Annotated in this window: 2 protein-coding genes; both read right to left on the bottom strand. The window is 66.5% G+C overall.

The features are described 5' to 3' along the window. Positions 1-17: 17 nt before the first annotated feature. Entirely contained in the window at positions 18-6,398 is a 6,381-nt protein-coding gene (locus C8J98_RS04155) for a non-ribosomal peptide synthetase (protein ID WP_107911240.1), read from the bottom strand. Then, positions 6,395-13,072, bottom strand: coding sequence for a type I polyketide synthase (locus C8J98_RS04160; protein WP_107911242.1), 6,678 nt, complete (start codon positions 13,070-13,072; stop codon positions 6,395-6,397). The genes C8J98_RS04155 and C8J98_RS04160 overlap by 4 nt, the downstream gene beginning before the upstream one ends. Between the last annotated feature and the right edge of the window lie 355 nt (positions 13,073-13,427).

The raw sequence follows: 13,427 nt of genomic DNA on the forward strand, positions 1-13,427 counted from the left end.
CCCCCCGGTGCCATGTGTCAGCCGCGCCCGAGCAGGCGACTGAGCAGGCCACGCCTGGAGGCGGTCGGCGCCGCTGGCGGGGCCAGGGCGAGATCCGCGGCCAGCGTGCCGAGCGTGCCGTTTGCGATATCGAGCAGGTTCAGTTGCACGCCCGTCAGTTTCTGTACGCGCATGGCCATGTCGACGGCGAGCAACGAATGGCCGCCTACGTCGAAGAAGTTGTCGCTGGTGCGAATGCGGCACATGCCCAGCAATTCCTGCCACACCGACGCGAGCAGGCGTTCGCTTTCCGTATCTGGTTCGTTGCTATTCGGGGTTCCGCTGGCTGAGCGCTGTTCCGCGGGCGAGGGAAGTGCAGTGATATCCGGCTCACCCGTCGCCAGCATCGGCATGGCGTCGAGCAGCGTCAGGTTCGCAGGCATGGACCAGGCAGGCAGGTGGCCGGCGAGGGCGGCACGGAGGCCGTCGACATCCGGCAGGCATCCCGGGGTGGCGACCGCGTAGGCATCGATGCGCTGGTCGCCGGCGTGGCCCGTACGCGGCACCGCCAGCGCACGGACGATACCGGGCTGGGCGAGCAGGAGGGTTTCGATCGCGCTCGGCTCGATGTCCAGGCCGTGGCGGCGAATGCGACGGTCGTCACGATCAAGCACCTGGACCAGTCCGTCGGCCAGCCAGCGCCCTCGATAACCCGTGCGCACGAGACGATCGTCGCCCGGTTGGCGATCCGCCAGGGCCCGCGTCCCGAAGGGCATGGCAAGGCCGCGGCCGGCGATGGCCACTTCACCCGTCGCACCGATCGGGCAGGGTTCGCCGTCGTCGTCGAGCATCCAGACTTCGCTGTTGGCGATCGGACGACCTTCGTGCAGTGCATCCACGGCACGGTCGACACGTCCACACGTAGCGACAGGCGCCGACAGCGCATCACCGAACAATGTCCACAATCCGGCTGAGCGCTCACCGATATGGGCAGCGACTTCCGGCGTGGGCGTGCCACCGACGATGGCCGCATGCATGTTCGTATCGCCCGCCCAGCCGTGGTCGAGCAGGTCGTGCCAGGTTTCCGGCGTGGCGATGAAGCGATCCAGCGATACGAGTTCGCCGCGTGCGAGGTCCTGCGGCTCCTGGACGACCCAGGCGGCGCCGCTGGCGAGGGCGAGCAGCGGCTCGATCATCGACATGGGATCGGCCGGCAAGGCATCGCCACCGATGCGCTGGCCGTCGCCGAGGTCGAGCGCGTTGATCAGGCCTTCGACGGTGTTGGTCATGGAACGATGCGAAAGCGCCGCGCCGCGTGCCTTGCCATCGGCACCGGGTACGTGGAAAGCAATCGCAGGAGCATCGGGTTCGGGATAGGCGCCGACCGGCACGTCGTCCAGCCGCACGCTGTCGATTTCGGCGTGGTCCGCGTCGAGCCAGAGCGCGCAGGCGCGCGGCCAGTCCAGCGTGGTTTCGAGCGCGATGTCGCCGATCATCACGGTCATCCGTGCGTCGGCAACGATGTCGCGCAGGCGCGCGGCGGGATCGGCGCGGTCCAGAAGCAAGGCGGTACTACCCGTGTGTGCGATGGCGAGAAGACCGGTGATGCGGTCGGCGCCGGGATCGACACATAGCCCGACCACGCTGCCCGGCAGGGCGCCGCGGTCGCGCAGCAGGACCGCCATGCGCAGGGCGCGGCGCAGCAGGGTGACGTAGCTGGTGGTGCGCGGTCCATGGACGATGGCGGTCGCGTCCGGCGAGAGCCTGGCGCGCGCTTCCACCATGGCGTAGAGATCGAGCGGCAGGCGTGCATCGCTGCCCGTGGCGTTCCAGCCGCGCATCTTCTCGCGCTCGGCAGGCGTAGCGGCGGTGAGCGAACTCACCGCGATGGCGGGATCGGCCGCCACCCGGTGCATCATGTCCAGGTAGCGTTCGCGCATGAGGCGTGCGGTGCTGGCCTGGAGCAGGTCGGCATTGTAGGTGACGCCACCGACCATGCCGGCGTTGCTTTCGAGGAACCACAGGCCGAGGTCTTCGGTGGCGGCGCTCTGGAACAACAGGATCTGTTCGTGGGCGAGACCGCCCCAATCGACCGAGCGCTGGCGAGCGTCCTGGAATGAGAACAGCGCCTGATAGAGCGTCGCGCCCGCACCATGGCCGACCTTCAGCTCACGCTGCAGGTATTCCAGCGGCACGTCCGGATGGCCGAACGCTTCGATGGCGGTCCGCTTCACATGACGCACGAACTCCAGGAACGACAGTGCCGGATCCACACTCACGTGTAACGGCAACAGGTTATTGAAGTAACCCATGACCGATTCGACTTCGGTCTGGTTGCGGCCGCGCACCGGCGTGCCGACGACCAGTTCGTGCTGGCCCGCCGAGCTCGACAGCATTGCGTAGTACAGCGCGAGAAGTGTCATGTTGAGCGTGGCGTCGGCTTGTTTCGCCACTTCGTGCATGGCATCGGTGTCTTCACGCGACACGCGGATCCACTCGGTGCGACCGAGGCCGGACATGCCCGGGCGGCGCGGATGATCGGTCGGAAGCGCATGCACGTCGCCCATCTGGGCAAGGCGCTCGCGCCAGAAGCCGAGCTGCGACTGGAAAGCCGGCGAATCCAGCCAGTGCGAGTGCCACTCGGCGAAGTCACCGTAAGTCACCGGCAGCGCCGCCAGCGGTGAAGGCAGGCCCGCGACGAAGGAACGGTACAGCGCCGACAGTTCGTTATAGAGGATGTCGAATGACCAGCCGTCCCAGATGATGTGGTGCGGCATGAAGAAGAACGCGTGTTCGTCGGCCGACAGGCGGAACATGCGCGCACTGAACAGCGGGGCACTACCCAGGTCGAACGGCGTGTCGGTGAGCTCCTGCAGGCGCTGCATGAGGCGCGCTTCGCGCTCCACGGCGGGCAGGTCGGAGAGATCCTCCGCGGGAAACAGCGGGTACTCCAGCTGCGGCGAAACCACCTGCATGATGTCCTGGCCCGCATCACGGAAGGCGGTGCGCATGCTCGGCTGCCGCTGGATCAGGGCCTGGAAGGCCATGTCGAACGCATGTTCGTCAATGCGGCCGCGCAGGCGATGCGCAGACGGCGCGTTGTAGGTCACGCGGCCCGGATGCATGCGCTCGAGCGCCCAGAGGCGGCGCTGCATGAGTGACAACGGCGCGTGGTCCTGGTCCTGGTCGGGACGATGGTCGATCGGCGTGGTGGCGGGCGCCGTACCACTGGCCACTTGCGAACCGATCGCCGCGGCAAGCTGTTCGATGGTTGGCGCGTCGAACAGCGTCCGGAAAGAGAGCGTGACAGCGAATTCGCGGTTGAGCCTGGCCGTGAGCTGCGCGGCCAGCAACGAATGACCACCCAGGGCGAAGAAGTCGTCGCGCACGTCGAGGTCGGGCAGGCTGAGCACGGCCTCCATGGCGGCGGCCACGCGACGCTCGTCCTCGTTACGTGGCGCCATGCGTTCACCGGGCGTCGCCACGGAATGGGCGATCGGCGGCGGCAGGGCCTTGCGATCGGTCTTGCCATTGGGCAGGAGCGGTATCGCATCCAGCATGAGGATGTGTTGCGGAATCATGTAGTCGGGAAGGCGCGAGCGCAGGCGCGAACGCAGGCTCTCTTCGCTCACGGCGATACCATCGCGACCAACGACGTAAGCCACCAGGCGCACGTCGCCCGGGCGGTCTTCGCGCGCGATGACGACGGCGCGACCGACTTCGGGCGTGTCGGCGAGCACGCTTTCGATCTCGCCGGGCTCGATGCGATAACCACGCACCTTCACCTGGAAGTCCAGGCGGCCGAGATGTTCGATCATGCCGTTGGCCAGCCAGCGACCGCGGTCGCCCGTACGGTACATGCGCGAGTCCGGGGTTTCCGACCAGGGATCGGGGACGAAGCGTTCTGCCGTGAGCTGCGGACGATCCAGGTAGCCGAGGGTCACGCCGGCTCCGCCGATATGGATTTCACCGGGCACGCCCAGCGGGCAATGGTTGCCGCGCTCATCCAGGATATGCACCGTGGTGTTCGCGATGGGGCGGCCGATGTAGATACCTTCGCGCGGATCGGACACGCGCCAGTAGGTCGAGTACACGGTGGTTTCGGTCGGGCCGTAGCCGTTCCACACTTCGCCACAGCGATCGAGCAGGGCTTCGGCGAGATCGACCGGTAACGGCTCACCGCCGGAAACGGCACGGAATGCCGGGCGGCCGTGCCATCCGGCGTCGACGAGCAGGCGCCAGCCGGCGGGGGTGGCCTGCATCATCGTGGCGTCCACCTCCTCGATGAGGCGCCGCAACTGACCGCCATCGCGCACATCGTCACGACCGGCAACGACGATCTCGGCGCCGCTGGTCAGCGGCAGCATCAGTTCCATGAAGGCGATATCGAACGAGAGCGTGGTGACCGCGACCAGGCGGTCGTCCGGCGCGATGCCCGGTACGCGCTGCATGCTGGTCAGGAAGTTGGATGCCGCGCGGTGAGGCACGCGCACACCCTTGGGCCGTCCGGTGGAACCGGAAGTAAAGATGACGTAGGCGACCGAATCGGGCGTGGCGGCCCTGCGGTTGCGCTCGGGCCGCTCGAAGGAAGCGTGCACCACTTCTTCGCTGGTGAGGGAGAGCACGCGCGTCGGGTCGAACGGGAAGGCCAGTGGGGCATTGTCGTCGACGACGAGCGCGGCCAGCGCGGCGTCTTCCGCCATGAAGGCGAGACGATCGGCCGGAAAGGTCGGATCCAGCGGCACGTAGCCTGCGCCGGACTTCAGCACGCCGAGAACGGCGGCGACCATGTCCAGGCCACGAATGAGCGACAGGCCAACCAGGTCGCCGTGGCCGATGCCACGCTCGCGCAGGGCATTGGCGACACGATTGGAGCGCGACTCCAGCGCTGCATAGCTCAACGCGCGGTCGGCGTGGCGCACAGCCGAACGTTCCGGTGCGCGGTCTACCTGCTGTTCGAAGAACTCATGCGCAAGGCGCAGCTCCGGAAACGGCGTTGGCGCGGGTTGCAAAGCGGCCAGTTCGCGGTAGACGGCATCGGAGACGACCGGAAGCGCCACCGCTTCCAGGGTCGGATCGATAGCGGCCTGGCGCAGCAGCATGGCGTAGGCGTCGAGCCAGCCCTGGATTGTCGCCGCTTCGAACAGATCGGCGTTGTACTGGCACTCCAGGCGCAAGCCACCGTCGACCTGGACGGCGTTGACGAAGAGTTCGAAGTTCTCGTAGGCGCGTGGCACGGCTTCGACCTCGAAGCGCAGGCCCGGGAAGGTCACCGTGCTTTCGTCAAGCTGTGCATCGAGGTTGAACAGCACGGCGACCAGCGGCAGGCGCGAGGGGTCGCGCGCGATCGACAGGCGGCGGAGCAGGCTGCCCAGCGTGTAGCGTTGGTGTTCGAAAGCGTCGAGCAGATCATTGCGCACCGTACCCAGCAGCTGGGCGAAGCTAGCTGTCTCATCGACCTGCGCGCGCAGCGGCAGCACGTTGACGCAGTGGCCGACGAGGGTATCGTGGCCTTCCGCCGCCTGGCCCGCCGACGGCATGCCGATGACGACGTCGTCCTGCCCCGCAATGCGGCGAAGCAGGACGGCGAAGCCGGTGAGCAGGGTCGCGTACAAGCTCGCGCCATGGGCGGCGCCCAGGCGTTTGATCGCGGTGACTTCTGCCGGGTCCAGCGTGCGGTCTTCGCGCCGTGAGGTGAACGACCGACGGCGTGGACGGGAATGGTCGGTGGGGAGGTCCAGCACGGGTACCGAACCGGCGAACCGGCCCAACCAGTACTGTTCGTCCTCACGGGCCGCCCCGCTGCCGGCGTGCGCTGCCTCGGCCAACGCGAAGTTCGAGAACGCGCCCGCGGCGGCCGGGCCCGTGCCCTGGCCCGTGCGCTGCGCGTAGAGGGCGGCGAGATCGTTCACGATCACGCCAAAAGACCAGCCGTCGCAGACGATGTGATGCGCGGCGATGGTAAGCAGGTGCCTGTCACCGGCGAGGCGGAACAGTTCCGCGCGCACCAGAGGGCCGTGTTCGAGATCGAACGGTGTGGTGACGATGCGGTTGAACGCGTTCATGATCCTCGCGTCGCTCTCGAACGGTGCGAGCAGCGAGAGATCGTGAAAGGCGATAGGGAGCGTAGTGTGTTCGGCGACGAAGAGGCCTTCGCCGTCGCTGCTGAAGGTGGACCGCAGGGCTTCGTGTCGGTCCACGATTCCCTGCAGCGCCCATTCGAGAGCCGGCACGTCGAGCAGGCCCTTGAGGGTGATTGACACCGCTTCGTTGTATGCTAGCGAGGCTTCCGGCTCCAGCCGGGATGCCAGCCACACCTCGCGTTGCGGCTCCGTGGTCGGCACGAGCCGCGACAACGGCGCACCGGCGAAGGGGTCATAGTCGACCGCTGTGGCGGCGGCCAGCTCGTTCTGCGTCATGCGGTGACCCTCAGGTACTTGCCCGGCGCATCCGGGTTGGGAACGAACCACGCGGGACGGCCCTCGGGATCCTTGCCCAGGCGTGCACCCGGCATGGGCGGACGCTCGGCATCGAAGGAGGTCGTTTCGCGGCGGCGCGGCAGGAATTCCGCTTCCTGCAATTCGAGAACCGATTCACGGTACGCAGTGGCGATGGCGGCGAAATCCGCTTCGCTGTGCGAGGTGGTGAAGAAGCAGGGGAAGTTGTCGAGGATGTGGATGCCGCGGCTGCGCATCATGGCGAAGAGCAGGTCCTGCAGCGGGTGGTCCTCGGTGAAGGTGGTCTTCCACACGGAAGCGAAGTGAACGATGTGAATCGGAGCACCGACGCTCACGCAGAACGCGTTCAGTTCCTCGGCCATGGCCGTGACCTTTGCGTTGAGCGTGGTCTGCAGCTGGCCGCCTTCATTCGTGAGATGGGTGAGCACGGCATGCGCGGCGGCCAGGGCGAGCGGATGCCTCACAAAGGTGCCGGCGAAGTAGGTCACGCCCACGGTCGGTGTGGAATCGTCGCCGAAGCGCCAGTGACCGCCGTCCAGCGCGTCCATGAAGCGGCGCTTGCCGGCGATGACGCCGATCGGGAAGCCGCCGCCGACGACCTTGCCATAGGAGGCCATGTCCGCGTCGATCCCGAGGACGGCCTGGGCACCGCGTGGATGTGCGCGGAATCCGGTGACCACTTCGTCGAAGATGAGCAGCGAACCGGATTCTTCAGTGATCGCGCGCAATTCCTGCAGGAACTCCACCGGCTGGAAGTCGGGGCGACGGCTTTGCACCGGCTCGACCAGGACGGCGGCGATGTCGGACGCGCGCTCGCGGATGATCTGCAGCGACTCCGGGGTGCCGTAGTCGAGCACGAGCACATGTTCGGAGGTGTTGCGCAGGATGCCAGGCGCGGCGGGTACGGATTTCAGTTTCTTGGTGCCACGGACGATCACCTCGTCGAAGATGCCGTGGTACGAGCCGGTGAAGATCACCAGCGTATCGCGGCCGGTGACGGTGCGCGCTACTCGCACGCAACCCATGACCGCTTCCGAACCGGTGTTGCACAGGGCGGCGCGGTCGAAGCCGGTGAGATCGCAGACCTGCTTGGCGACGATGCCTGCCAGCGGATGCTGCGGGCCAATTTCGTAGCCGGCGTCCAGCTGCTTGCGCACCGCGTCGAGCACGAAGTCGGGCTGCCAGCCGAACAGATTCATGCCGAAGCCGTTGAGCGCGTCGACATAGCTGTTGCCGTCGAGGTCCCACACCTTCGAGCCTTTGGAACGCTCGATCACGATCTGGTAGACGATTTCCTTCAACAGCGGACGGAAGCCGTTGACCACGCGTGGATCGGCGAGGTGACCGCGGTGTTCTTCGGTATAGGCCTTGGAGGTTTTCGTGCGCTCGATGTAGCGGCGCATGAAGGCATCCAGCCGAGCACGCTGGCGGCCGCTGAGTTCGGTCGCGCCGTGGTGGATGCGTGCGATGGCACCGAAGGCCTTCTTGACGTCGTAGGTGGTGTGGGCGAGCGCGACCTCTTCGTCGGTCGCCGGGCTCTGTGTGGGGCCTGTGCTCTGTGTGGGGCCTGTGCCCTGTGTGGGAGCCGCTTCAGCGGCGATGGGTGCTTGCGGCGACCTGGTTATCGCCGCTGAAGCGGCTCCTACATTCGCCGCTGAAGCGGCTCCTACCGAGCGCGGTGGCGCAATCTGAGCAGTTGCGGGAGCGGCGGCTCCCGCCAGCAATGCCAACTGTTCCCGCATGATCTGCATTTGCTGCGCGATCACGTCCTGGACCAGTCCGCCGCCCATGGCTATCGCCACGGGCGCCGCCGCCGCGACCGGAGCGGGCATGGCCGCCGGCGCGGGCGCCGCCGACTGGGCTTCAGCCGGCAACAGGCGATCGATGTGCGCCGCGAGCCGTTCGAACGACGAGCAGCCGTCCATCAGTTCGCGGAAGGTGATTTTCAACGCGTAAGTCTTCTGCAGTTGCAACGCCACCTGGGTGAGCGAAAGCGAGTCCAGTCCCAGTTCCACGAAGTTGGCACCCGGGTCGACATCCTCGAACTCGGTTCCCGAGACATCCTCGAAGAGCGCGAGGAGTTCGCTGACGAGGCGCTGCGGACGGGCGCTGCTGGTGGGTGCGGAAGGCATCGGCATGAGGGACTCCGGAACGACGGGAGAAACGGAAGCGAGCGGCGTGGCCGCGGCGATCGGGGTGACGGAGGCCGGAAGGCGTGCGTCGATCCAGTGCCGCTTGCGTTCGAAGGGGTAGGTGGGCAGGCGCACGTGACGCCGGTTTTCGCGATGGTCGAAGGCGCCCGTGTCGATGGCTACGCCTGCGGACCACAGCGCACCGGCGGCACCGAGGCACGCGGCGCGCTCGTCGGCGGGGCCGTCGCCCAGCGAAGCGACGATCGTACGGCCGCGGCTTTGCGAGTGTTGTCGCGCAAGCAGGGCAAGGCTCGGACGCGGACCGACTTCAAGGAAGGCGTGCGTACCGTCTTCGAGCGCGTGCAACAGTGCCGGGGAGAAACGCACGGTGTTGCGCATGTGCCGGGTCCAGTAATCCGGCGACGTCGCTTCTTCGTCGGTCAGCGGCAGGCCCGTCAGGGTGGAGACGATGCGGATGCGTGGCGGGCTGAGCGGCACCGCGGCCACTTCGGCGCGGAACGGGTCCAGCACGGGATCCATCATCGCGGAGTGGAAGGCGTGCGAGGTGTGCAGCAGGCGGCAGGCGACGCCTTCGGCCTCAAGCGCGATACGGAAGGCTTCGACCGCTTCCGTGTTGCCGGAGACCACGCTGGCGTTCGGCGCGTTCTCGGCGGCGAGGGAAAGAGCGTCTGAGAGGCGCGCCCGCAGTTCGGCGGCTCCCAGACGAACGGAAAGCATGGACCCGGCAGGTAGCGCCTGCATGAGGCGGCCACGGCGCGCGACCAGCCGTGCGGCATCGGCCAGCGGCATCACGCCGGCCAGCGCGGCGGCGGCGAATTCGCCAACGCTGTGGCCGATCATCGCCACCGGTTCAACGCCGAGGCTCATCCACAGGCGGGCCAGTGCATATTCAAGCGCAAACGTTGCGGGCTGCGTCAGCTCTGTCGCCTTCAAGGCGTCTGCGTCGGCCGAGAACATCCGATCGCGCAGGTCGAAGCCCAGTTCGTCGCGCAGCGCACCGGCTACGTCGTCGAGCGCGGCGCGGAACACCGGCTCGGTGGCGTGCAGTTCGCGACCCATGGCGGCGTACTGCGAGCCCTGGCCCGGGAATAGGAAGACCATGCCCGGGGACGGCGTGGTGCAGGTACGACACATGGCGGCAGCGGCGATGTCGCGCAGCTTGCCTACTGCGTCGTTGGTCGACGTGGCGACGACATGGGTGCGCTGGACGAAGGCCTTGCGACCACGGGCCAGGGTCCACGCGGTGTCGGCGAGATTGCCGTCCGGATGTGCGGCGAGGTGATCGGCGAGTCGTGCAGCGGCATGGCCGAGTGCCGTCGGTGTCCGCGCGGATACCAGCAGTAGCTGCGCACCACTGGCGACATCGGAGGGCACGCGCTCCGGCGCTTCCTCGAGGATCACATGGGCATTGGTGCCACCGACGCCGAACGAGCTGACACCCGCGCGCAGGGGGCCACCGGACGTCTGCCAGGGGCGCAGTGAGTCGTTTACCACGAAGGGCGAGTCGGCAAGATTCAGGCGCGGATTGGCGGCGGTGAAATGCAGCGACGGCGGCAGGCGACGTTCGCACAGGGCCAGCGAGGTCTTGATCACGCTCGCGGCCCCGGCGGCCATCACGAGGTGGCCGACATTGCTCTTCAGCGAGCCCAGCGCACAGAAGCCCTTATCAGCCGTGCTTTGACGGAAAGCCTGTGTCAGCCCTTCGAGCTCGATCGGATCGCCCAGTGGCGTGGCCGTGCCATGCGCTTCGATATAGGAGATATCGCGCGGTGACACACCGGCGTCATCGAGGGCCATGGTGATCACAGCCGCCTGGCCCGCAGCATTCGGTGCGGTAAAGCTGGCCTTGACGCCACCGTCGTTGTTCACCGCGACGCCTCGGATCACCGAGTAGATCGGATCGCCGTCACGTAGCGCATCGGAAAGACGCTTCAGCAGGACCACGGCCGCGCCGTCACTGAACACCGTACCCTGTGCTTCGATATCGAAGGTCCGCGTATGGCCGTCGGGTGACAGCATCGAGCCTTCCTGCGCGATATAACCGCTGTTTGGCGGGCAGGAGATTGACGAGCCGCCGGCCAGCGCCATGCCGCAACGGCCGGCACGCAAGGCATCGAAGGCCTGCGCGATGGCGACCAGCGAGGTGGAACAGGCGGTGTTGAGGCTGATCGCCGGACCGGTAAGGTTGAGCTTGTGGGCGACGCGCGTGGCCAGGTAGTCCTTCTCGTTGCCGAGCATCACCTGGAAGGCACCGAGCTTGTCGATGAGGTCCGGCCGGCCGCTGATGTGTTTCTGGTAGTAGGTGGCGTTATGCATGCCGCCAAACACGCCGACTGGCGCCTCCTGCGCGTCGGGCACATACCCACCGCGCTCCAGGCACTCCCAGCAGAGTTCCAGGAAGAGGCGCTGCTGTGGATCGGTCAGCTCGGCTTCGCGCGGCGACATGCCGAAGAAGCCAGCGTCAAACTGTTCCACGTCGTCGACCACGCCGCGTGCGGCCACATAGTCCGGATCGTCGCGATCGGCCTGGCTCACCGCCGGGTCGAGTTCGTCCGGGGTGAAGAAGCGGATCGATTCACGACCGTTACAGAGGTTGTCCCAGAACGTCTCGACATCCGGCGCGCCTGGAAAGCGACCGGCCATCGCGATGATCGCCACCGCTTCGCCGACTGCCGACGCGCCACCTGACAAGCGTCCCGCCAACGCCTGGCGGGTGGAGCGCCCTTCGATCGTGGCCGCCACGGCGGCGGGGGTTGGCTCGGCGAAGAAGCCGACCAGGGATGGGGTCGGCGACAGTTCTTCATGCACGCGAGTCATGGCACGCGTCGCAAGAAGGGAGCTGCCGCCGAGGTCAAAGAAATTGTCGTCGCGACCGACCGCGTCCAGGCCGAGAGTCTCGGCGAAGATGGCGCAGAGACGCGTTTCCACATCGCCGCGCGGTGCCACGAAGGGCGCCGCCAGTTCGGGCCTTGCACTGTTGGGCGCGGGCAGGGCGCGGCGGTCGAGTTTGCCGTTGTCGTTGACCGGCAGCGCGTCCAGGCGCATCCAGGCCACCGGCAACATGTATTCGGGAAGGGTCAGCGCGAGGGCATCGCGCAGGGTTCGGGCGGTAACGCCAACGTCATGGCTGACGTAATAAGCGACGAGGCGTTTCTCGCCGGGTGCGTCTTCCCGGGCGATCACGGCCGCAGCGGCAACGCCGGGCAGGGCGCGAAGCACGATATCGATTTCGCCGGTCTCGATGCGGTAACCGCGGATTTTCACCTGCCCGTCGACACGGCCGACGAAGGCAAGATTGCCGTCGGGCAGCCAGTGGACAAGATCGCCCGTGCGGTAACGCGTGCCACCGGCGACGAAGCGCTCGGCGGTGAGCTCGGGGCGGTTGAGGTAGCCACGTGCGACGCCGTTGCCACCGATGTACAGCTCGCCGGTCTGGCCGGGTTCGACGTCATTGCCCGCCTCATCGAGCACATGCAGCGAGGTTTCACCGATCGGCGTACCGATGGGAATGGTGCCAAGTTCGTCGGGCAGATCACGTGGAATGCGATACGTCGTCGCGAACGTCGTACACTCGGTCGGACCATAGCCATTGATCAGCTGCGTCGCCGGTAGTGCCGCATAGGCCTTGCGTACGTGAGGCACCGAAAGCGCTTCGCCACCTGTGAGCACGACACGCAGGCCGGAAAGATTGCTTGCATCGTCGTCGACGATGGCATTGAACAGGGCCGCGGTTATCCAGGCGATCTCGGCGCCATGGCGCTCGACGGTGCGTGCGATGCCGCAGCCCGTGGGAACGCGCTCGCGGTAGACGATGCACGTACCGCCATTGAGCAGCGGACCGAAGATCTCGAAGGTGGAAGCATCGAAGCCGAGCGGCGCGGCATGCAACACTTTTGGTGCATTAAAGTCGATGTAATCCGACCGCAACACCAACCGAAGAATGGCGACATGACGAATCTCCACCCCCTTAGGCGTACCCGTCGACCCCGACGTATACATCGCATAAGCAAGATCGCCACCGCCGCTACCCTGTAGGAGCCGCTTCAGCGGCGAAGGGTCCTCGCGACTACCCATCTCCAGTGCCGGAACCGTAAAGAGAGGAATTTCATCACTAAGAACTTCCAGCCCTTCATCAGCGACAACGGCCGCCACATCCGCATCACGCAACGCAAACGCCACACGCTCCACAGGCCACCGCGTATCGATCGGCAGATAAGCCGCACCCGCTTTCAGCACGCCGAACAGGGCAACGATCGCCTCGACCGAACGCTCCATCAACAGTGCGACGTAACTACCTGGTTCGACACCCGCCGCGACCAGGCTGGCTGCGACGCGGTCGCTCCGTGCATCCAACTCGGCGTACGTCAGGCTCAGTGCGTCCGACGCAACGGCAATCCGTTCCGGCCACGCCCTGGCAATCGAGACGAAGCGACCATGGACGGTGTCGGCACCGTGGCAGGAGGTGGATAGTGCATCGTTCATCTTTCGGCCTCGTACCCGTTGGGAGAGCGAGACGGCATAGGCCAAATGGACGAGACGGCAACGGCGGGGCCCTGCGAGGCGTATTGCGCTTCGCAGAACGTCGTCGTGCTACCCCTGGTATCCCTCATCCACCACGCCGTGCCTTCGGCTTTCATGCGATCCCCCGTTACGTGTCAGGGACGGTGTGTCCCTTTCACGTCTGTGGAATCTTTATAGCCCCCGGGTCAGGGACGGCATATACAACTGGCGTGCTAGCCGGGGTGGGCAAATGGCCGAGGGCCGTGCCATGGGGTCAGGCATAGGGGTCACGTGAAGCCTTCGCCGATGGCGTGTGCAGTGCCGGCCAATTCATGAG

The sequence above is a fragment of the Luteibacter sp. OK325 genome (assembly GCF_003050935.1).
Lineage (GTDB): Bacteria > Pseudomonadota > Gammaproteobacteria > Xanthomonadales > Rhodanobacteraceae > Luteibacter.

Bases quoted from the DNA above. Each gene is read 5' to 3' on its own strand.
- C8J98_RS04155 (WP_107911240.1), bottom strand. From the start codon at position 6,398: ATGACGCAGAACGAGCTGGCCGCCGCCACAGCGGTCGACTATGACCCC.
- C8J98_RS04160 (WP_107911242.1), bottom strand. From the start codon at position 13,072: ATGAACGATGCACTATCCACCTCCTGCCACGGTGCCGACACCGTCCAT.